Source organism: Pelatocladus sp. BLCC-F211, assembly GCF_041928655.1.
In the GTDB taxonomy this organism is placed as follows: domain Bacteria; phylum Cyanobacteriota; class Cyanobacteriia; order Cyanobacteriales; family Nostocaceae; genus Pelatocladus.
In genome coordinates this window covers 1-22,540 of the sequence record NZ_JBHFLM010000155.1, presented here as the reverse complement: position 1 = coordinate 22,540, position 22,540 = coordinate 1, and the positions used below count along the sequence as shown (strand labels likewise).

The 22,540-nt window shown below is 40.2% G+C and carries 17 protein-coding genes; 5 read left to right on the top strand and 12 right to left on the bottom strand.

The features are described 5' to 3' along the window. The first annotated feature begins 64 nt into the window (after window positions 1–64). On the top strand, window positions 65–1,408 hold the full coding sequence (locus tag ACE1AT_RS19310; protein ID WP_374871233.1) for an esterase-like activity of phytase family protein: 1,344 nt from the start codon (window positions 65–67) through the stop codon (window positions 1,406–1,408). A gap of 205 nt (window positions 1,409–1,613) precedes the next feature. Here the strand turns inward: ACE1AT_RS19310 and ACE1AT_RS19305 are convergent, their stop codons facing one another. After that, a complete protein-coding gene (locus ACE1AT_RS19305; protein WP_374871203.1) occupies window positions 1,614–1,736 on the bottom strand; it encodes a hypothetical protein in 123 nt (40 codons plus the stop codon). Between the two features lie 589 nt (window positions 1,737–2,325). Between ACE1AT_RS19305 and ACE1AT_RS19300 the strand changes: the two genes are divergently transcribed. The 3 genes from ACE1AT_RS19300 (at window position 2,326) to ACE1AT_RS19290 (ending at window position 7,372) form a co-directional block, all read left to right on the top strand. Then, window positions 2,326–4,644: a protein phosphatase 2C domain-containing protein gene (locus ACE1AT_RS19300; RefSeq protein WP_374871201.1), complete on the top strand. Its 2,319-nt coding sequence runs from the start codon at window positions 2,326–2,328 to the stop codon at window positions 4,642–4,644. Window positions 4,645–4,809: 165 nt separating this feature from the next. Further along, complete coding sequence (locus ACE1AT_RS19295) at window positions 4,810–6,396, top strand: CHAT domain-containing protein (RefSeq protein WP_374871199.1); 1,587 nt, start codon at window positions 4,810–4,812, stop codon at window positions 6,394–6,396. Between the two features lie 331 nt (window positions 6,397–6,727). Beyond that, window positions 6,728–7,372 carry a hypothetical protein gene (locus ACE1AT_RS19290; protein ID WP_374871197.1) on the top strand — a complete coding sequence of 215 codons (645 nt, stop codon included), beginning with the start codon at window positions 6,728–6,730 and terminating at the stop codon, window positions 7,370–7,372. 404 nt (window positions 7,373–7,776) lie between these two features. Here the strand turns inward: ACE1AT_RS19290 and ACE1AT_RS19285 are convergent, their stop codons facing one another. From ACE1AT_RS19285 to ACE1AT_RS19260, 6 genes are all read right to left on the bottom strand, one after another. Further along, a complete protein-coding gene (locus ACE1AT_RS19285; RefSeq protein WP_374871195.1) occupies window positions 7,777–9,153 on the bottom strand; it encodes a PrsW family glutamic-type intramembrane protease in 1,377 nt (458 codons plus the stop codon). Between the two features lie 334 nt (window positions 9,154–9,487). Then, window positions 9,488–10,090, bottom strand: coding sequence for a DJ-1/PfpI family protein (locus ACE1AT_RS19280; RefSeq protein ID WP_374871193.1), 603 nt, complete (start codon window positions 10,088–10,090; stop codon window positions 9,488–9,490). Between the two features lie 161 nt (window positions 10,091–10,251). Continuing rightward, window positions 10,252–10,707: a nitrate reductase associated protein gene (locus ACE1AT_RS19275; RefSeq protein ID WP_374871191.1), complete on the bottom strand. Its 456-nt coding sequence runs from the start codon at window positions 10,705–10,707 to the stop codon at window positions 10,252–10,254. Between the two features lie 94 nt (window positions 10,708–10,801). Then, a complete protein-coding gene (locus ACE1AT_RS19270; RefSeq protein ID WP_374871189.1) occupies window positions 10,802–11,254 on the bottom strand; it encodes a phosphate-starvation-inducible PsiE family protein in 453 nt (150 codons plus the stop codon). Between the two features lie 274 nt (window positions 11,255–11,528). Then, window positions 11,529–12,239, bottom strand: a complete 711-nt coding sequence (locus ACE1AT_RS19265) for a molybdopterin-dependent oxidoreductase (RefSeq protein ID WP_374871187.1) — start codon at window positions 12,237–12,239, stop codon at window positions 11,529–11,531. 190 nt (window positions 12,240–12,429) lie between these two features. Further along, window positions 12,430–13,029: a cytochrome b/b6 domain-containing protein gene (locus ACE1AT_RS19260; RefSeq protein ID WP_374871185.1), complete on the bottom strand. Its 600-nt coding sequence runs from the start codon at window positions 13,027–13,029 to the stop codon at window positions 12,430–12,432. A gap of 646 nt (window positions 13,030–13,675) precedes the next feature. Between ACE1AT_RS19260 and ACE1AT_RS19255 the strand changes: the two genes are divergently transcribed. Next, window positions 13,676–15,661, top strand: coding sequence for an AAA-like domain-containing protein (locus ACE1AT_RS19255; RefSeq protein ID WP_374871183.1), 1,986 nt, complete (start codon window positions 13,676–13,678; stop codon window positions 15,659–15,661). Here ACE1AT_RS19255 and ACE1AT_RS19250 read toward each other — a convergent pair. From ACE1AT_RS19250 to hflX, 5 genes are all read right to left on the bottom strand, one after another. Further along, window positions 15,658–15,855, bottom strand: coding sequence for a hypothetical protein (locus ACE1AT_RS19250; RefSeq protein WP_016864361.1), 198 nt, complete (start codon window positions 15,853–15,855; stop codon window positions 15,658–15,660). The genes ACE1AT_RS19255 and ACE1AT_RS19250 overlap by 4 nt on opposite strands. Window positions 15,856–15,998: 143 nt before the next feature. After that, on the bottom strand, window positions 15,999–16,703 hold the full coding sequence (locus ACE1AT_RS19245; protein ID WP_374871181.1) for an ROK family protein: 705 nt from the start codon (window positions 16,701–16,703) through the stop codon (window positions 15,999–16,001). A gap of 265 nt (window positions 16,704–16,968) precedes the next feature. Then, entirely contained in the window at window positions 16,969–19,221 is a 2,253-nt protein-coding gene (locus ACE1AT_RS19240; protein ID WP_374871179.1) for an XDD4 family exosortase-dependent surface protein, read from the bottom strand. Between the two features lie 273 nt (window positions 19,222–19,494). Beyond that, complete coding sequence (locus ACE1AT_RS19235; protein WP_374871177.1) at window positions 19,495–20,385, bottom strand: 2OG-Fe(II) oxygenase; 891 nt, start codon at window positions 20,383–20,385, stop codon at window positions 19,495–19,497. A 196-nt stretch (window positions 20,386–20,581) separates the two neighbouring features. After that, window positions 20,582–22,324: a GTPase HflX gene (hflX, locus tag ACE1AT_RS19230; RefSeq protein WP_374871231.1), complete on the bottom strand. Its 1,743-nt coding sequence runs from the start codon at window positions 22,322–22,324 to the stop codon at window positions 20,582–20,584. Window positions 22,325–22,540 lie beyond the last annotated feature (216 nt).

Sequence of the window (22,540 nt, the reverse complement as noted above, 5' to 3'; positions counted from 1 at the left end):
TTGATTGAGACTGCCTCCTACCTTGTTCAAAACTCCAAAATAGTAACGAGTTTCAATGCTCAATATGCTCAATATGCTGGCTGCTTGGCTAATGCCGCAGCCTGTTGTCATTTTACTGTTACTCTTCTACTCCCATGCCAAAGCAGCAGAACTTGTTGGACGTTCTGTCTTAAACGCCGATACATTTACTTTCGGTTCAACAACTGCTCAATTTAAAAAGACGAATCGCACAACTCCTTTTGTTCATGCTCAACCTGTACAAGGTTTTTCTGCGGTTGTCAAAGGAGCAAAAGCAGGCACTTATCTAGTCATTTCAGATAACGGTTTTGGCAGCAAGGCTAATTCGCCTGATTACAGATTGCGTATTTATGCGGTCGAACCTGATTTTACTACAGGTAAAGTTTTTCCTGTGAATCTGCAAACCGGAGAAAGACTATCTTGGTTTGATCGTCACAGCTTTGTAGAACTAAATGATAAAAATCGTAAAGTTAGTTTTCCTATTATTGCAGACCAATCTTTTTATCCAGATAGTACTATCTCCGTTAGCCCAGAAATCAGAACAAATCGTTTATTGACAGGGGGAGATTTTGATATAGAGTCTTTCCAGCGTCTTGGTGACGGTAGCTACTGGTTGGGAGACGAATTTGGCCCTTTCTTACTACATGTAGGACAAAACGGCGAACTGCTAGATCCTCCTATCCCTCTACCCAACTTTTTGGGTGTCGGTAAATTAGATTTTGTGAAATCACCTGACCACCCAGAATTAATGAATTTACCTGATGAGCTAGCAAGATTGACCACCGCAAACTTAGGCGGTTCTAAAGGTTTTGAAGGTATGGCGATCAATAGTAGTGGTACAAAACTTTATGTATTGTTAGAAGGATCTTTAAAAGGTGACTCTCTCAAGCAGCGTCTGTTAATTCATGAATTTGACTTAGCCAGTAAGCAATACACAGGGCAAATTTTCTCTTATCAACTAGAGCATCAAAGCCATGCGATCGGTGAACTCACTGCCATTAATGATCATGAATATATTGTGATTGAACGTGATAACCATCAAGGAGATCCTAATAACTCTGCCTTTAAATATCCTGCTAAATTCAAGCGTCTTTATAAAATTAATATTAAACAAATTGATGCCCAAGGCTTTGTCGATAAAAAATTATTAGTAGATTTACTAAATATATCTGACCCTAAGAGGATTGGAGGAAATATCACCAAAGCAGGCATCTTCACTATCCCTTTTGTGACTATAGAGAGCGTATTACCTGTAGATAGCAGAACCCTACTTGTAATCAACGATAATAACTATGCCGATACTTCTGGTCGTATTCCCAGGCAAGCCGACAACACCGAATTTATTCTCATTCGCTTAAAAAAACCTTTAAATTTATTCAATCGTCCTTAGCTATGAACTATATAATGCACAAATTAAAATCAAAATTCTTCATCAGAGATGTAATTTCATTTATATTACTTATTTTATAAAATATTCTCACAAAAAAATAAAAAAATAAATAATTAATAATTATTGATTAATAACCCATGACTAAGACCAGACCAGATTCCCTCCTTGAGGAGTCCGCATTTGTCTTGGAATTTCCTGAACATCTTTAATATGGTGTAAAGCCTTTTGATTCTTTGGGCTGACCTACAACAAAGTCTATCGCCATTTGGATGCTAGCATTCGTAATATCATAAGCATCTATGACAAGTTGTTTGGATTTCCCTTTCATGGTTTGTGATTCTTCAGAGATTAGATCACCAGGGTCAGCAGCGCGGTGAATTTTTTTTTCATTATGCTCTTTAATTACACTTTAACTGAGTAAATATGTTAAATTTGCAGTTAACGTAGTAGGCAAAGTAATAAACTTAATATAATCTTGGCTATAGCAAATTGCTAATAGCGAGTGAAGACTAGCTAGTAGCTGTCTTCTTTAAGTTTGTTTATGAATGCCTCTCTACCTATAAAGTAAAAGTAAAGACTAGTCTGATCTCCTCTTTCTTATGGGGTAATAAGTCTAAGTAAGTAATTGTAGTTGTGAAGGCGTTATAGTTAGATGACAAGTTGTAAATTCATGAAGTTCTGGCAACAGAGCAGCCTACAGAGTAACTGTGGGGTAGAGTGATAACATTGTTGTTTGGGCGCACCTTTACACTTGGCTTTATTGAGCCATCGCCGTCTATGCGATGGGTTTCCACAGATAGCACGAGTTTTATGATTGTTCCAAAGTTTGGATATTTCAATTAAAAAAATATGAGCGGTCTAGATATCGTCGCCAATACTAATAAAGAAATTGCCAATCGCTGACCGGTGGGAAAACTATGGAAAATGATGCGGCTAACCTGTATTGCCCAAATGAAGTTTGTCAATCTCCCAACCCTCTAACCCACAACTTCTGCCAGCGATGCTCTACACCTTTACCTAAACGCTTCCTCTGGGCTGTGGCAGATGGTATGAATTTGGGTAATCCTGGAGAGATATTGGCGACTCGCTATCTAGTTATTGATAAATATATCCTTTTAGATACTCAGCCTGGTTATTTACCCCAAACGCCAGATCCAGAAAAATTACAATCAATCAGACCTTATTTAAGATTAATTCCCTACCGCCTACATGTACCGCAGGTATACGGTGTAATTTCTTTATCTGATAGTAGTCAAGGGCAAGACATATTACTTTTAGAAAAACCCCCACTCAAGATTATAGATAGTACAGCTTCGTTGGATGTACAACTATGTAGTGAGTTAACCACTGCATGGCGTGATGCTACATCAATGCGTCAACTGAATTGGTTGTGGCAGATAGCACAATTGTGGCAACCTCTGGCTAGTGAAGGGGTTGCCTCTAGCTTACTCAGTCCCGAATTATTAAGGGTAGAAGGCTCGTTAGTACGCTTGTTGGAATTGCATTATGAAGAGGATTCTGTACCGAGTTTGTCACAGCTAGGAGAATTTTGGCAGCAATTGGTAAATACAGCAAAGCCAGCGATCGCAGAATTCCTCAAAGACATTTGTCATTCACTGCTGACAGAAAAAATTTATGCTGCCGAACAACTAGTAAGAGTTGTAGATAAAGGACTCTCAACATTAGGAAGTTCTCAATCTCCCGCCATTACAATTGCGACAGTCAGCGACACAGGGCCGAGCCGTCAACGCAACGAAGATGCCTGTTATCCGCCCAGTGGCAGCATTATCAGCAAACCACCCAACTCTAGCGCCTTGGCGATCGTTTGTGATGGAATCGGTGGACACGAGGGTGGTAATGTCGCCTCAAATCTCGCAATTGAAACTATTCAACAGCAGGTACACGAACTCACTAAAGTTCCTTACGACCACCTTGATCCGAATTCACTCTTAGAAGATTTGCAGCAAGCAGCGGCGGCGGCTAACGACAAAATCAGCCAGCGCAACGACAGCGAGAGTCGCCAAGGACGCCAGCGTATGGGAACAACCTTGGTAATGGCTTTACCTGTTGCTCATGAAATGTACATTGCCCATGTTGGTGATAGTCGTGCTTACTGGATTACACGCCATGGCTGTTATCAAGTGACTCTTGATGATGATGTCGCTTCCCGTGAAGTGCGCCTCGGCTATGCCATTTACCGAGATGCTATACAACAAGGTGCTTCTGGTTCCTTGGTGCAAGCTTTAGGAATGAGTCCTAGCACTTCCTTGCATCCCTCTGCTGAACGCTTTATTCTCGACGACGATTGTATTTTCCTACTGTGTTCCGATGGATTGAGTGACTTTGACCGTGTGGAACAGTATTGGGAAACAGAAATTTTACCGTTAATTCAAGGTAAGACTGATGTCGCCAATGTAGTCGAAAGATTACTAGAAATTGCTAACACTCAAAATGGACATGATAATGTCACCATTGCCCTGGTACATTATCAATATAAGTACTCAGAACCACAGACAAAACCACAATTAGTCTTGCCTGACATATCCGATATTTCTCGTACCAGCAATACTCAACTACCTCAAACCCTACAATCAAGAACAGAAGGTGGTTATTCTCGAAAAACTCAAGTCATTCCAGATACACAGCCAAGTAAGCGACCGAGAACTGTGCCACTACAGTTTGTCATTCTTATAGGATTAATTCTAGGCGCTGGTTTATTTGGAACTTTATGGATGCTCAATGGAGGGATCTTTGGTAAGGAAGAAAACGAACCACTGACTCCCACAATCAGTAATACTCCCTCTGTGAAATTTGAGCCATCTGTTGTACCATCGAAGCCAAGCGATCGCCCTGATGTCATTCAGACCACAACTAATATAGATTTATTCACAACTACCTCACCTCCACAACAAGCGATCGCACCTGCTGGTACTGTTTTAAAAATTATTAAGAGCAAAGTAACCACAATAGAACAGCGAAATCCAGATGAATCACTCTCTTTGCGGGTATGCTCCGTTGGAGAAGGTATCACTTCACCCACAATCCCACCCGTTCCGTTAACTCCTATAAACAGAAAACCTGTGGTGAAAGAGGGTAAAGTCTACACCATCCAATTATCCGAATATCAAAAATTATTGAACTATATCTCTACACCCTTACCGGAAATTGTTGCTCAGTGTCTGGAGAAGCCTCAGCGCACACCTGCATCTTCAAATCAAGGAGGCTCAACTCCATAACAGGCTAATCTGTGTGGCTAATACTCAATAGTCAAAAACTCGATAAACTAGTAGAAACCTGAAATAATACAGGTAAAAGCTAAAAGAAAAAATCAACAGAAGGCAATTATTTTTGTCTTTTGTTGTTGTATTATTGGAAATTTTTGATTTTGATGTTTGTATGTAATGAATCCATCCCTGAACTTGGCGGTTAAGCGTCTGGTCAATGCTGGTCCTGATCACTTCGCTATTTGTGTGTTTGAAGCTCCCTACCCTGGCGCTCGTGATATCCACGATTGCGTCTGGTCAGCGGAGTTAACTCAAGCTTGGCGAAAGTGGCAGGAGATGTTTGCTCCGGACAGTTGTATAGATATTTCCCCCACAGCTATACCCCCAGCATCAAAGCCACTTCCCAATGAGTTGCTTTCACCAACTTCTGGTCAAATCACAAGTTACACTAGTCGTCTGATGCAATATTTGGGAATTAGCTTATGGCGTTGGTTATTCGATGGGCCAATCTTGGGCAGCCTGGAATACAGTAGCGGTATCGCCACTGGCCAGAATACACGTTTGCGCTTTCGACTAGAGATTCGTGACCCAAATTTAACTGCTTTGCCGTGGGAAATTATGCAGCGTGAAGTTGGTCAGTCGGCAATGTCACTGTCTCCAAACATTCTATTTAGTCGTACTACTAATGAAGTTGAACCCTTACCACTGCGGTTACGAACTGATCAGACATTAAATATCCTGCTGGTTCTCGGAGAAGATGAAAATAATCTCCAGTTAGATAAAGAAGCTGACATTTTAGAACAAACCCTTTCTAACGGCTCTATAGTGGGAAGTCATTCCCAAGGATATGCCCCTTGCATTGTCAAGACACTAGTGCAACCAACCCCACAGCAGTTGATTCAAGAACTAGAAACCAGAAATTACAACATCTTTTTTTATGGGGGTCATGGTTCGCGAGGTCCTGATGGCGGGTATTTGCATTTGCGTCCTGATATGCGTCTCAATGGCATGGAATTGGCACAAGTACTCAGCCATACAGGAGTGAAATTAGCGGTTTTAAATGCCTGTTGGGGAGCGCAACCTGCTGCTGTCCATGGTCAAGCAATACCTTGTAGTAGTTTAGCAGAGGTGCTGATTCGCAATGGCGTACCTGCGGTTTTAGGAATGCGCGACCAAATTGCTGACGAAGAAAGTCTGACTTTTATTCATACCTTTGTCCAAGCTTTGCGAAAGCGACAACCAATCGATTATGCTGTAGCAGAGGCTAGACAACATTTATTGGCTGTTTATAGATTTAATCAACTAGCATGGACATTACCTGTTCTCTATTTACACCCACAATTTGATGGCGAATTAATTAGGAGTTACGAAGAAGGTAATACAGAACTACCAGAAACTTCTATACCTGGTATGGCTTCATTGCTACCTATGGCTTCCTTGAGGTCTGCTGGTATAACTTATAAATTGAAAACCGGAGTTACCCGCATCGGTCGTACTACAGATAATGACATTGTGATTCCACAACCTTCTGTTTCCAGGCGCCAAGCAGAAATTTTGTGTCGGAATACTTTCACAGGCGCTACTCCAGTACGAACATATTACCTCAGAGAAAACTCTACCTACGGTACAACCTGGATTTCTAAACCTACTAAAAATGACTGGCAACAAATCCACCACCAGGAAGTTTTGCTTGAACCAGGAATGCTGTTAAAGTTCGGTAGTAGAAATAGTCACCCTTGGGAGTTTATGATTGAGAATTCCTAATTTGAAAGTACAAGGATAAAATACAAAAGCTAATCAAGCTGATTTGATGAGTTTTATATTGCTCTTCTAGTCAGTTTATTTGTTATGTATTTTACCATTTTTTGTCAATGAAATTTTGGAGGTAATTACCCACAAATAGGTGAGTAAAATCCCTAAATCTTTATTCTTGTTGTGAAGGCGCTAGCCTCTAGACTCCTGTCCTCGCTTTATATTTCCAAGTTCAGCAAAAAGCTTATAAAAAAACTCAGGATAAATAGACTTCATGTGCGGAAATTAGTTCCAAGCAGGTGTAGCTGTAAATACCATAAAATAATTCATCGGGAGACGACAAATGAACAAACAAATCAACAGTTTTGAAAATCTTCAAACCATCCCCTCTCAAATAGAACTTGAGTTTTTAGAAGCGCTACTGCAACCAGAGGATGGCACTTATCCTTGGAATCCAGTTGATGAGCAATCAGAAGAATATTTTCACCACTTGGAAGAGCATTTTGTGCTGCAAGATGTATTGGAAGAAGAACTCACAACACGCTCTGAAGATTTTTACAATCAACTAGAAGTGCTATGGAGTTCTTATACTCCATCATACAATCATAATACAGGCAGTAGTATTGTAGCTCAACTTCAAGAAACTTTACAAAGCCGTCTATCTACAGCCATACCAAAGCAATGTTTAAAGGCGATCGCTCAAAAAGCAGCCGAGATTTTTACAACCCAACAATCAATAGCAGATCAACTGGTGGAATGTGTTCAAGCTGCATTACCTGGTTGGGGATCTGACGATTTATTGGTCTTGGCTCGTCCTTACGCTTATGCCATGCGGAGTAGCGAATCACAAAAAACCGCAGAAACTGTTGTCAATCAAGTTAGTGAACAGGAATGGACAAATCTTTCTGAAATTGAACAAGCTAGAGTTAGTTTGGCGATCGCTTACTATGCTTTGCAACAACTCAACAGCTTTCAGGGTGAAGCCTAAAAAAAACCCAACTTTTTATAGTCAGCTGCAATTCTTTTGCTGGCAACTAGGTTCATATTTGAATGGCGCTCGTCTTGCAAAGATTATGGAATGCTCTGTTTCTCTCTCTAAAAATCTAGGCTTTCCACTATACTCAGAACATATCAAATTGCGAGACAAGCGTCATCTATCTAAAGAAATAAAAAATTTATACATTTTGGATTTTGGATTGACTCCACAGATAAATCTGCTTACTCCATACCATCAAAGATGTATGGGTCAAAATCAATTGACTATTTTAACTATTATTTATTTCCATTTCTCACCCTAACCCCCAGCCCCCATTTCCCAAAATTGGGGAGTTAGGAGGAAGGGGTGGTGGGGATTCCCATATTCCCTGATCCCCGATCCCCGTTTCCTTATAATTACTTAGGTCCAAGAAAGCGGGTAGCAAAATTTTGCTCTCTTGTTGGTGATAGCGCCCTCGCTTTTAAAATAGCAGCCATCAAAAAAGCGTAAGATAATACACCGACAACTACTAGCAATAAGCCGTTGATAGTTCCTGTAGCATTCCATAAAGCATGAAGTCCTGCGGCGGTTAAATAGCCGACTAGTAAGATTTGCCAACTTTTTCTGGGTTTGAGAACAGCTAAACCGATGAAGTAGCCCAGATAGCCGCTATAAGCCATATGTCCAGCTACAGAACCCAAGATCCGGGGAATCAGCAGTTGTAATCCTGCTAGTTGACCGGCACCATCCCCAGCTTGAAAAGTCACGCTTTGAATGATTTGCGGTACATACTGACCGAGTGTCTCTAACAGAGTAAAGCCTACAGCAGAAGCGGTTCCCAGAAGAATACCATCAAGAGGTTCCCACACACCGACACGTTCGCGCCAAGGTGATGATAAACCTCTGGCGATCGCATAAACTCCAAGTACCGGTAGGGCTTTGAGTAACTCCTCCATTAACCCAGCACCAAAAAAGTATCGGATCAGCAATTCTGTGAAGGTAACAGATTCCTGGGGATTTGTAGGCAGATTACCAGGGAGAACTTCGCGAAAGAAGAAGATCATAAAATCTGTCAGAGGACTTAGCAAGATTAACATTGTTGTCAATCCTGAAGCCATCAACACCCACCAAGGCTTACGTTTGCCACACAACTGGTAAATAAAATAATAAGCAGCAAAAGCAATGTAAGTACCGACAACTACTTGGTTCGCTTGGGGATCACCGACCGTAGCAAACATCAACACTACAAAAACAACTGTGAGAACACCAGGTATGAGATAAGCTTTACGAGTTAAATCTTTGCCAGTGGAAATAATGGGAAACAGTTGTGTAAAGCTAACCGAAGAATCCGGTATATTTTGTGTTTGGTAGCCCGCTGGCGGCAGCGATGTGACTTCGGCCATGGAAGATATTACCGTAGATTGGTGGTTAAATTCGTACTCAAACAACAATTCCGGCCCATCATAGCCAAGAGTAATGCGATCGCCACTCATCAATTGCTGACAACCCTGCAAGCGTTGTCCATTAAGATAAGTACCATTAGCACTGTTCAAATCACAAATTACCCAACCTAATTCGTTATCAGGGGAAGGAGGAAGAGGACGAACCACCGCATGACGACGAGATACCATCCGGTACATCATGGCATCTAAGACAACTTGACAGCTAGGGTCGCGTCCAATGACTAATTCTTTTGTGGGAAACAGCGAATAGCGAAAATCAGACCCATAAGCTGCCCCATTACCAGACACTAGCCGCAGAAATGCATTTTGTCTTGCGTTTTTGCCTGTCATCGAGTTGCAGGGTATAAACTATTTCACAAAATAACTGGCACTAGGACTGAATCCTAACTATACCAATTAGCAGAATTACTAAATCCACTATAGCTTTACTCTTTACTCACGAATTAGAAATTATAAAAATCAAAATATAATGATATTTTTTTTTGCTGATATTCAAAAATATAATATCAGCTTTATGCATTCGATGAGGTTAACTCTTGATTTCGTTATTCAGTTATCAGTTATCAGTTACCAGTTACCAGTTCTCAATTTTGCCACTTGCGTAACTTCCTTAAGTATAGTCTTTGAGGAGTTTTTACTGTTCACCGATAACTGTTCACTGAATTTAAGCAACTTTAGCAATCTCAGCATGTTCAATCTTTGTACCAAGTACCTTCAGAAATTCTGCCAGCCAACGAGGATGAGCTGGCCAAGCAGGTGCAGTTACTAAGCTGCCATCAACTATTGCCTCATCCACTGGAATATCGACATAAATTCCACCTGCACGACTGACATCTGGTCCACAAGCAGGATAGGCAGTACAACTCCTTCCTTTTAATACATCTGCTGCTACTAGTATTTGCAAACCGTGACAAATAGCAGCAATGGGTTTGTTGGTTTGGGCAAAGTATCGAGTAATTTCTAATACTTTTTGGTTTAAACGGATATATTCGGGTGCGCGCCCTCCAGGGAAAACTAGAGCATCATAAGTATCAGCTTTTACTTCATCAAAAGTGGCATTTAAAGTAAAATTGTGACCTAGTTTTTCACTATAAGTTTGATCTCCCTCAAAGTCGTGAACAGCAGTTCGTACCTTTTCACCCACTTTTTTCTCAGGACAGACTGCATGAACAGTATGTCCTACCATTTGTAGCGCTTGGAAGGGAACCATAACTTCATAATCTTCTACATAGTCCCCAACAATCATTAAAATTTTCTTGACAGGCATATTTTTATATCCTCGCTAGCATGGTAAAAAAGAATTTGGCAACACCTATATTATTTTTATCCTTTCGAGCCTTAGTATTATTCAACACTTTTGAGGAAAAACTGAACTTCAGTAATGCTAACTCGACTTATCAACTCCTTATGCTCACAATTATAAAAACTTTATAACAAGTTAAATTCCCTCAAAGCTGGTAAAAAGTTTTGATTTTCATGACCAGAACGACTCAGTTTTATGAGAGAAAAACGCTGTAAAGTATTGAGATTTGACCAGTTTGCAACAGTGATATTCACGCCTATTTCTTGAGCTTTTTCATTCACACTTGTTGGCACAGTATTAGCATCCATCCATGCTGGATGAGATTCAATCGGTAATTCAGCTACAGGCGTACCATTACGTTTTAAAATCAATTCTTGAATATAAATACGATAAGCTCTAATCTCAGATTCTGTAGTACAAGGTAGTTCAACAAGATGTTGACGCTCTAATTGAGTCATGTGATTCCAATCTGACAATTTTAGTTTGATCCCACTAGTGTCGAGCTTATAACGCACTTGCATAGGTATGCAACGTAGAGAATCAACAAAATCTGCCTCAAATTGAAAAAAAGTTGCTGCCATAACTTAAGTAAAAAAATAACTAATAATCACCAACAAATCCAGAGACGTATCATGATACGTCTCTACAACCACCAATTACCAACTATCAACCAACTTAAGTTTTTGCATTAGATCGACGAATAATCCAATAACTAATTGAAAGAGAAAGTAGAGCTATTCCTAAACCGATAATATCAATTCCAGAAACTTTTTCTAAATCCAAAATAATAATTTTACGTGCTACGGCAATCAAAGAAGTTACAATTACTAATTCTACTTGTAAAACATGTTTTTTCAGATACCCTGTGATATTTTCCAGAATTTCTAAAGCAATTAAAATATTTAAAAATAAGCCAAAAATTTTGAATAAAGTTGTATTAAATTTACCATAAGGCGTATCAAATAATTCTTTCAACAGAAAAATACCTAAATCAAACACAGCTACAAAAATTACCACCAGCATCATAACAGACAAAATTTTTGATACAACCACCTCTATATTTTCAACTAGGTGCATAAAGCCTTCATCTTTTCCTGTTTCCCGAATTCGCTTAAATAACTTTCTCATCTGCTACACCTTCTAGTAAATAATCGGTGATAGCAATTACATAACTTGCTTCTGATTCCAGGGTCAAGCCCTTGGGAGAAGTAAAATTTCATCAAAATGCAACTTACGCCCAATCAGTAACCTCTGATCTGCGTTGTGGCTTTTTGGTTTAGCGATTTTAGATTGGTTTGAGCGATCGCACAACCTAAATAATCATGATATTAAGCATTGTAAAATCAAATATCTCTGGGAAATATATATATTTCACAAAAAGTTCATGTAGAGGGGGAAAATATTAAAGTCCAGCAAACCATTCATAACCTTGGTCTTCCCAATAACCTTTTAATGGAAATAAACTACTAACCACAGTAATTCTAGTTATCCATTTACTTTGCTTATAACCAAGTTTAATTGGTGAAGCTAAACGCAAAGGCGCACCATTATCTCTTGGTAGAGGCTCACCATTTTTTTGATAAGCTAACAATGTTTGAGGATGTAATGCAGAAGCAATATCCCAACTAGAATAATAGCCATCTGCTGATTGAAAATAGACATATTTGACATTCTTTTGAGGCTGGGCAAGTGCTAAAATTTCTCGCAGGCGTACACCACCCCATTGCACAATCGCCGCCCAACCCTCCACGCATACATGGCGAATAATCATCGCAGTCATAGGCAAAGCTTGAATATCACTTATGCTGAGACTCAAGGGATTATTTACCTCACCATCAACCATCAAACGATATTTAGTTGAATCAATAACTGGAGTACCTCTAAAGCTATTGACGATCAAAGCTGTTGGTTGAATTTCACTCTGAGAAAATTCAGGTACAGGCTGTTGTGATTTAAATAATAAAGTTTCTACTCTCTGATTTAACGGTTCAGAAGCTTCACCCACAACATCTTCTAATATTGGTACACCACAACCACCAAGAAGAAAACTCACACTAGATAGTCCAGATATTGTTAAAAACTGACGCCGTGATAACTTATGAATTAAAGACATAATTTATTGGTCATTGGTCATTGGTCATTGGTCATTGGTCATTGGTCATTGGTCATTGGTCATTGGTCATTGGTCATTGGTTTTATATTTTCTCCCTTGTCCTCCTTGTCCCCCGTGTCCTCCTTCTCCCCCTTGTCCCTCTTCTCAATTTTTAATTTTTAATTTTTAATTGTTTTGTCCCCAATCTCCTTCACCAAAACATTGAATCTGTCAATTGCGATCCACCTGCTTTTTTTCCCAACCACCAATGAACAAGAGCAAAAATAATCACGAGTGGTACTGAAGCAAAGTGAACAATTCTCAATCCTTGCCAACTCCCAAATATATCAACAATCCAGGAAAACTGAGCAGGTTTATACATCCCTATACCTGTAAATAATGCCAAAAGGAGTATGGGAATTATACTTGTGTAAACTATACGATGCCAAGCATAAATAAGGCGTTTAGGATTTTGGGTTTTTTGTAATGCTTTGATATCATTCGCACCTACAAATCGGTGTTGCCAGCGACGGGTAATTAAAATATAAAATCCGTACCACAAAAGGTTAAGTGAAAATAGCCACATCGCCGCAAAATGCCAATGTCTTCCTCCTGCTAGCCAACCACCCAAGGTAAATATTGGTGGAATATGCAAACCTGATCTTCCACCGAAAACAGGGTTAGCATTGTAAATTTGTAGTCCGCTAGTGAGCATGAGAAACAGGCTAATTATATTAATCCAGTGAAAAATTTTAGCTCCTCTTGCTTGAGTTGGTAACTTTTGATGCTTAGAATTAACGTTTACGATCATAAATATTCACTCAGTATTTAATCTGAAACAAAGAATAAAGAAAAATAAAATTTTTAAAAATCAACTTTAACAGGTTTTAGTAATGCTGAGAGACTTAAAAGGACTTTGATATCATGTTCGTTTTAAGACTTGTATTATGCCCATGTTGGTAATTGGTAGGATTACCTAATAGTTGCTATGGTCAAATACCGCTCCTGCGGAGAATCGCAGTGGTCATATAAAGTGATTATCCGAACTTGATATTAAACTTTCCATTTTCTGTTTCCTCCAAATTCTTTCAGAAGTTTTATTTTTACGCATATTTCTGGAGAATACTTAACAGAGAACACCAACTGTACTGATTTTCTCAAAAATAATATTTGATTCCTATATCTAAAAAGCTTAATTAACAAAAACGGAGATTCTCAAGTAGAAGTATAAATTTTTTCTGATTAGACTTATAAATTTTATTTTCATATATTTTTTAAAAATATTATTTACCTTGACTAGCGTTTTTGATGGTAGCCAATTTTTCAATTTGTTTAGCTACTGGTACGATAATAAAAATATCCTATTTTTCCTATGAAATTGTAAAATGTTTTATAACCCTGATAATTATAGAAAAATAATTTGAGGCAATATAAGATACAGTAAGAGCCGATAACTGATGAGTATAGATGAAGTAATACTTCTACTAAAAGCAAGCTTACCCAATGCACTGACATCACTGCAAGAATTAATATTGCGTTCTTCTTGGGAAGGAAAAACTTACAATAACATAGCACTAGAAGCACACTACGGAGAAGAGCGAGTTAGGAAAGTTGCTTCTAATTTATGGCAATTGATGAGTGATTTCTGGAAAGAATCGATTAACAAATCCAACTTTCGTCAGATTCTCGAACCTCGCCAACTGAGTAAAATGCAGCACCAGTTAATTAGAGAATATCATCGTGCTGCTACAGCAGTATCCTTAGAATTTCCCGCAGGACCGGTATCCCTCGATTCTAGATTTTACATTCCTCGCCCACCAATTGAGGAATTAGCTTACAAAGAAATTGCTGAACCAGGAAGTGTTCTCTGTATCAGAGCACCTAAAAAAATGGGTAAAAGTTCGCTAATTTTAAGGATTTTGGCTCATGCAAGCAATCTTGGCTATCAAACAGTGAGCTTGGACTTTCAACAGGCAGATAAAGCAGTATTTGTCAATATTGATAAATTTCTGCGCTGGTTTTGTGCCAATCTTAGTAGAGAGTTACAGCTAGAACCGAAACTCAATGAGTTTTGGGATGAGGATATGGGTAGTAAAATCAGCTGTTCTCTGTATATCCAGACATACTTGCTACAGTCAATAGAAACTCCCCTCGTCCTAGTATTGAATGAGGTGGATTGGGTGTTTGACTATCCAGAAATTGCTTCAGAATTTTTGCCATTATTACGTTCGTGGTATGAACAAGCAAAACGAGTAAGTATTTTGCAAAAACTCCGCATAGTCATGGCTTACTCCACGGAAGTTTTTTTATCCTTGAAGGTAAATCAATCTCCATTTAATATTGGTTTACCACTGCGGCTACCACCATTTACAAAAGAGCAAGTGCAGAATTTAGCCCAGTGTCATGGATTAGATTGGACAGATAATTCTGATGGTGATAAATTAATGGCGATGGTGGGCGGACATCCTCACTTAGTGAGGTTGGCATTGTATTATCTTGTCGGTAAGGGAGGCTTAGAAAACAATTTAGAGCAGATATTACAACAAGCACCTACAGACACAGGAATTTATAGAGACTATTTGAGTCAGTACATGCTCATGCTGCAACAGGAAACACAATTAGCAAATGCATTTCGTGAAGTGGTTACAGCTACGGAGCCTGTACAAATAGAACCGATGCTCGCATATAAATTACATAGTACCGGGCTTGTGAAATTAGAGGGCGATCGCGTTAGTGTAGCATGTGAATTATTTCGCCTGTATTTCCGCGAAAAACTCAGTACTAGTAATAGTGCCAGCCATTGGCGTGTGGCAGAATTAGAAAAAGAAAACCAACAATTACGTATTCTCTCCAGCTTAGATGAATTAACCCAGTTAGTTAATCGGCGTTATTTTCATACTTATTTGCAACTTGAATGGCAACGTTCAATGCGCGAATCAACTTCCTTATCAATGATTTTATGTGATATTGATTATTTCAAAATTTATAATAAAACTTATGGAAATAGCGCTGGTGATCTTTGTTTACAACAAATTGCTTATACAATCCGTGACAGCCTTAAACATTTGTTGTTAAATAATCATCTCTCCTATGTCAGCACAGCTTTAGGTACAGAAAATTTTCGCAATCCGAATATGGGACACGAAAATCATTCATCATTGCTAGCTCGTTATGGGGGAGAAGAATTTGCGATTTTGGTCGATGTAGATGCAGTGACTGCTGTATATATCGCTGAAAAAATTCGCGAACAAGTCAAAGCTTTAGCTATTACCTGTGAATATCCTGGTATTGGTGGTTTGCCTGCTAATGTTTTAACTGTGAGTTTAGGTGTTGCCAGCATAACTCCCCAAGAGAAAAGCGAACCTGAATTTTTAGTCAACACAGCCGAAAAAGCTCTTTACCAAGCTAAAAGAAAAGGACGCGATCGCGTAGTTCTGGGTTAGTTAATTACCTGAAACTCATTGCGAGCCAACGACACCACAATATTTTCATCATCTACTTCGATCAGCCAGCGATCGCTTAATCTACCATCAGCCAGTTGTTCCGGGCAACGAACAACTCCGGTTTTGCCAGCAACATAAGCCGGTTCTAGAATTAATACTTTGGCTCCTACTTGAACATTCTCTGAGTTATGCAATAGCTGTGTTAGTTATGTAAGTAAAATCCGAGGTTAATGATAACCTAAAATTAACTTTCTCTTAATCAAGAGATGTACTTTCTCCATTTTTCCTAAATAACGACGTTTTTTTGACAATATACCAACAACACACTCATCAGGTATTAATCACGCCACAAAGCAATTCCACCTAATAAACCAGTAATATTGGGAATAATTTTTACATTTGTTGGTAATTGGATTTTGATCCTTGTGGCTTCACCACCACCGATGTAAAGATAATCGTAATTAAACAAATGTTGCAAAAGTCCGATCGCCTTGAGTAAACGCCTATTCCATTTGTCATCCCCGACTTTTTCTAGTGCTGCTCTTCCTAACTGTTGTTCGTAGGTTTCACCTTTTCTAAAAGGATGATGTCCCATTTCTAAATTTGGTACTAATTTCCCATCCACAAATAAAGCGGAACCAAATCCAGTACCCAGAGTAATCACCATCTCTACACCTTTACCTTGGATTGCTCCTAATCCTTGCATATCGGCGTCATTAATAACTCGCACAGGTTTACCCAAACGTTCTGATAACACACCTGCTAAATCAAACCCAACCCAATCTGGATCTAGATTTACAGCTGTTTGCGTCACACCATTGCGTACCACACCAGGAAAACCCACCGAAACCCGATCAAATTCACCTTGAGTAGAAGCTAAAGTTGCGATCGCATGAATTACAGATAGTGGTTTCGCAGGCTGGGGTGTTTCTAAACGTGACCTTTTAGTTAAAGGATTGCCTGTAATATCTAAAACAAGTACTTTTACACCACTACCACCAATATCAACCGAGAGAGTGCGGGTGGATTGACCGTTTTCCATGATGTTTGCTTCCTACATTAATCTAGTGATCATTGTCACTAATATAAGTAAAATTTTTGTTAAGACAGACATTTATTAGTGCTGAATATTACTTAAATTTTAAACTCGAACAGAATTAGTAATTTTCGGTTTGGACATAAGCGATCGCCTCTTACCAAAGCTTTAATTCTATTTTGAACTGCTCCAAAAAAAACTGGCTCAGAAGGACAGCTAGCTGTACCTCTAAGCCTTAGTTTAAATGTCGATAAAAATCTAACAGCTTTGTTTAACTTTGGGAGAAGTTGTTTTTGTTTTTCTCCTTTTGTCCTTTTCTCAAAGCACCTAAAGCAAATAGTCCTAATGCTGTAGCCAAACCTGGTTCAGGCACTTTTTTAGGTGTAGGTGCAGGTGGAATAGGTTTGTAGTAAGTTGTCAGAGTAGGGGTGGGTGTGGGTGCTGGTACTGGTGCGGGTGTGGGTGCGGGTGTGGGTGCGGGTGTGGGCGTTGGTGTGGGTGTGGGTGCAGGTGTGGGTGCGGGCGCTGGTGCGGGTGCTGGTACGGGTGTGGGTGCTGGTACGGGTGTGGGTGCTGGTACGGGTGTGGGTGCTGGTGCGGGTGTGGGTACGGGTGCGGGTGTGGGTGCGGGTGCGGGTGTGGGTGCGGGTGTGGGTGCGGGTGCGGGTGTGGGTGCGGGTGCGGGTGTGGGTGCGGGTGTGGGCGTTGGTGCGGGTGTGGGTGCGGGTGCGGGTGCAGGAGTTGGTACGGGTGCAGGAGTTGGTACGGGTGTGGGTGCGGGTACTGACTGAACTGCCCATTCCTCAAAGCCACCTTGAGTAAACGGACCATTGAACGACGAGTACAGATAGACGTACTGGTTAGGACCAGTGAACAGACTGTCCGGTATGTAGGCGAACATGTCATATCTGCCGCTGCCAGAGTTTATATCGTTGAGCGCAATCTGACTGTCTTTGCCAGCATCAAGATCGTAAATTTTATAGGCATTGTTACCAAAGCCCGTGTCAGGTGAATAGTTATAGAGGTCTCCTGTATTGCCAAGGAAAAACTGTAATTTCTCTAGGGTGATTAAGGGTTTTTCTTGCTTTTGAGCATTAGGTTCGTTGATATCTAAGATAAATTGCCGATAATTTATACCTCCTATGTTTAGGATGGGTATGCTGCTTAACAGTAGTGATCGGGTGAAATTCGGACTTGAGTTTTCGTCGAACTGCAACTTTTGCCCACCTTTATCTCGATAATCCGTGTTGTAGCCTTGTTCAGAACCTTCGTTGCCCAAAGCGTGAATTCGCAGAAATGAGTCAATTTTCCCTGTCCCAGCAGCATTAGAGTCAGAAATTTGCTGAAAGAAAGCATTATTGATAAAACCTGAAGACCCTAACTTCGTCATATCTACTGTGTTAGGTGCGGGTGTTGGTGCGGGTGTTGGTGCGGGTGTTGGTGCGGGTGTTGGTGCGGGTGTTGGTGCGGGTGTTGGTGCTGGTGTTGGTGCGGGTGTTGGTGCGGGTGTTGGTGCGGGTGTTGGTGCTGGTGTTGGTGCGGGTGTTGGTGCTGGTGTTGGTGTGGGTGTTGGTGTTGGTGTTGGAGTAGGCGTAGGATTAGAGTCAACTAATGTACCAGCAAAGCTAGGTTCACTTGTAGAAGTACCATACTGGAAGCGAACATTACTAATCGCACTAGCCAGATTAAAATTCGTTGGCAAATTGCCCAAACCAAAACTAAAAACTACCGAGCCTTTGATCAAATCTCTGTCAAGACCACCATTACCAGTACTAGAATTATCGCCAGCAGTAACAATACCGTAGTCTAGACCTCCAACATTTTCAGTACCTGAAAGGTTAGAAGAAGTATCAAAGCGGTCTTTAGGTCCAAACAAGCCCAAGCCTGCTGAACTCATACCGTAATTGTACGTTGTACCATCAATTTTTAGATTGGAACCAAAAGCCCATTCACCTCCCACATTGGTATTAGATGAAGTAGCACCATATATAGTAGACCCGTTACCCAGGGAAGCAGAGATAGGATTTAAAGTTACACCTGAAAAATTGAAAAAGACACCTGTTAAAACATCGGTAGGAACCAAAGAATCACCTGAACTGGTATTGTTCAGTGTTAGTAACAATTGGTTTCCACTGACACTAAAGATTGCTGATGCTGATTTTCCAGAGCTATCCGAGCCTTTAAAAGTAAATAAGGATGAGGTTAAGCCAGAAGTACTGCTGGACACTGGAGTAGGCGCAGGCGTGGGTGCTGGTGTGGGTGTTGGAGTGGGCGCAGGCGTAGGTGCAGGCGTGGGTGTTGGTGCTGGTGTTGGTGCTGGTGTGGGTGCTGGCGTAGGTGCTGGTGTGGGTGCTGGTGTGGGCGTTGGTGTTGGTGTAGCTTGCTTTTGACTGTTGCCATTACCATTACTATTGCCATTGCCGTTACCAGCATAAGCAGTGCTGACTAGACCAGTTCCAATTACGGCAAATGTCACTAAACCTACGACTAAATGTGTAAGGGTTGATTTTGAATATGTTGACATTATTCCTCTTTTTTTGTTTTACCAATGCGTGTGGATTGCTCTTCTGTAATTCGTTTTTATACCTATATAAATTTTCTCAAAATTATTTAGATTATCTATATTTTTTCTCTAAAAATAAAGACAAAAACATTGAAGATTTCTTTTGTTTTTTATTAATTAAAGACCGTAAAAATACTGATATATATTTATTTGAGTTTATTCACAAAAAATGAGGGAAGGCAATCACCTTCCCTGAAATATAAAAACGATAATATCATTGTATTTAGACTTAACTTAATTTGTTGCTTTACGTACCCAGCCATTAATAGTAAAACGACTATCGGCAAAAGCTCTAGAGTTACAATTGACAGGGAGAACTTCATGCATACAACGGCTAAGAAAGAAAACAATACTGTTATTACGTGGTTCTATTTTTGTAAATGATTCTGCTTTTACATATAAGTTATTTTTTATTTTGCTGTCATATAACAACAATTCGCCACCCGCAAATGCTTTTGGTTCTCGATAAAAGTAATAAACAAAAGTCAATTCTCTGTTAGCAGTATCAGAGCTACCATTATCATTATGAAGTTTGTAATAATTACCATCATTATGTGCTGTTAATTGAGCTTCGATTTGGGATACAGTAAATGATGGGATACCTAATTTGCTAATGATATCTGGAATCATTGCTCTCACACGTCTGACAATCATATCTGAAAAATCAGAAAATGAATAAAGAACCATTGAGCGACGATAATTTACATCATTTGTAGAAGTACTTGTAGGTATAAAATCTGATTCTTTTTTGAGAACATATTTAATTAATTTTTTATGTTCTTCTGAAGTCAGAAAATTATCTATTTGTACATAATCAGAAGTTAATATATCTGTCGATTGATGTTGATTATTTTCTATTTGCTGTAAAAAAATTGGTGGTTCTATCACCAGTCCAGTTAGATGTTCGCTGGGAAAAAATAAAACAGAACGCCCTTCCTCGATGGGAATTTGAAATAAACTCTGGCAAGCAGATTCTTGTTTATATGCGCGAGCGGCAACAGCTTTTAAAAGATTATGCAATGTAGGCGCATCTGATCTCAAATAAACGGTGTACTCATGTCCTCCAGTGAGAAGAAGCTTTACTTTGACGTCTCTCGATTCAAGTTGCTCTGAAGCTAACTGCATAAATATTGCCTAGTTATAATGATGCGAAATATTTTTAACAATAGTTTTGAAATACTTAGATCAAATCTAAACTTAAAAATTATTCTTATCTACCGCACAAACACTGGTTTTCGCATTTTTCTTAAATAAAGTAGGGGTGAACCGCTGTCCACCCCCACAGGAGATTTTGATCACTTAATTAATTCTTTTTAAGTATTTACCGAGAGGAAGTGGCGTATTGAACCAATTGACCAAGACGCTGACGTAGAGTTTCTAATCCCAAGCGCTTGCTTGCAGAAATAAACACCGCTAGGGGAAATTCTTCCCGTGCTTGAGCTAAGGTCTCACTACTAACTTGGTCAATTTTGTTAAAAATAACCAGTGCTGGACCGGGTGTGACTGGCATTTGAGCCAAAATTTCCCTCACTGAACGAATATGACTTAACCAAGCAGGATGAGACAAATCTACTAAATGTAGCAAAGCATCAGCTTCTGTGACTTCTTCCAAAGTAGCGCGGAAAGCATCCATTAACGATGCTGGTAATTCGTGGATAAAACCTACCGTGTCTGTAATCAGAATTTCTTGGGGTTCACTAGTTGCTGCGTGGGGAACAACTAAGCGGCGTGTGGTAGGGTCAAGGGTGGCAAATAGCTGGTCGGCGGTGTAAACTTCGGCATTTGTTAAAGCATTCAACAAGGTAGACTTACCTGCGTTTGTATAACCAACCAAAGCTACGGAAGGAATTTCTCGATTTTGTCGCCGTTGTCGCAACCGTTCTCGATGGGCCTGTAGCTGGTTAACTTCTTGTTGTAAGCGAGAAATACGCCGACTAATAGCACGGCGTTCGGTTTCCAATTTAGTTTCACCAGGGCCACGAGTACCAATACCACCACCGAGTCGAGACATGGCTTGTCCTCTCCCAGTCAGTCGTGGCAGCATATATTCTAATTGCGCCAGTTCTACTTGTAATTTACCAGCACGAGATTGGGCGCGTTGGGCAAAAATATCCAAAATTACTTCCGTACGGTCAACAACTCGCAAACCAATTTGAGTCTCTAGGTTACGGACTTGGGATGGTGAAAGATCGCGATCAAAAACTACAAGATTAGCTCCCAAAGTTTGTGCTGTCAGGGCTATTTCTTGTACTTTACCTTCACCAACTACCGTTTGGGGATGAATACGCGATCGCTTTTGCCATAAAGTCTGTAATACCTCTCCACCAGCAGTATCTACCAATCGCCCCAATTCCACTACAGTGTCTTGAAATTGCTGGGATGATAGATTATCGGTCAGAACTGCAACTATCACCACGCGATCATGATCGGTGTCTACCTCTTGGGCGATAAATTCTCGCTGGAAACCCTCTTCTAGTTCTTCAACTAAATCAACCAAGTCCTGCTTGGTCAGTGCATCCAGACTCATTGGTGGCGATACGTTCCAACTTGGGGATGGAACATTACCATTTTCTGGCTTTAAAGAGGGACTGGTAATCAGGGTGCGGGACTCTTGTGATATCAGGTGCGCTAAATATGCTTCTTTAACGTAGCCTGTAGCCCCACCACCCCGTTTTTGAAATCCTGTGCCTGTGATATTTATGACTGCCAATGCATCAAGGCGTTGTAGTGCCATAGAAGTCAGTGCCGCTTCGTTAGGCGGTTCTGACTTCAGGTGTGTGGCGATACAACGGATACCGCTAAGTCGTTCCGCACCATAACGGGGCAATTCCAACGGTGGAATTTGCGTTTGACGCGGAGTACCAACCCCAACGCGGATCACTTGTCCACGACGATTGAGATAGGTACATACAGGTTGATTGATTTCTGTACTAATAGCTGCCAAACGCTGGGCAAACTCCGGCGTAGTGATGCGATCGCCCGGAATGCGTTGGTGGTACAGCCGCTGTAGTTGCTTTAGCTGGCTGGATTTTAGACCTTGAAGATTACCGAAAATAGTCTCGATAAGCGTATTTGACCAGTGAACTGGTCCTCCGAATCCGACTTTTTCTATTTTACAATACTGTTTTTATGTCAAAACTCTTACCAAAAACCTGGGTCTAAAGCCTCGTCCTTCTAGGACGACTTTGATGATATTATGTTTTTAGCGGTAAAGCGCACAGATAAAAAACGAAGTAGGTCAAGTGGACAACTCCTGATCCAGAACCCTGGTAGTATAAAT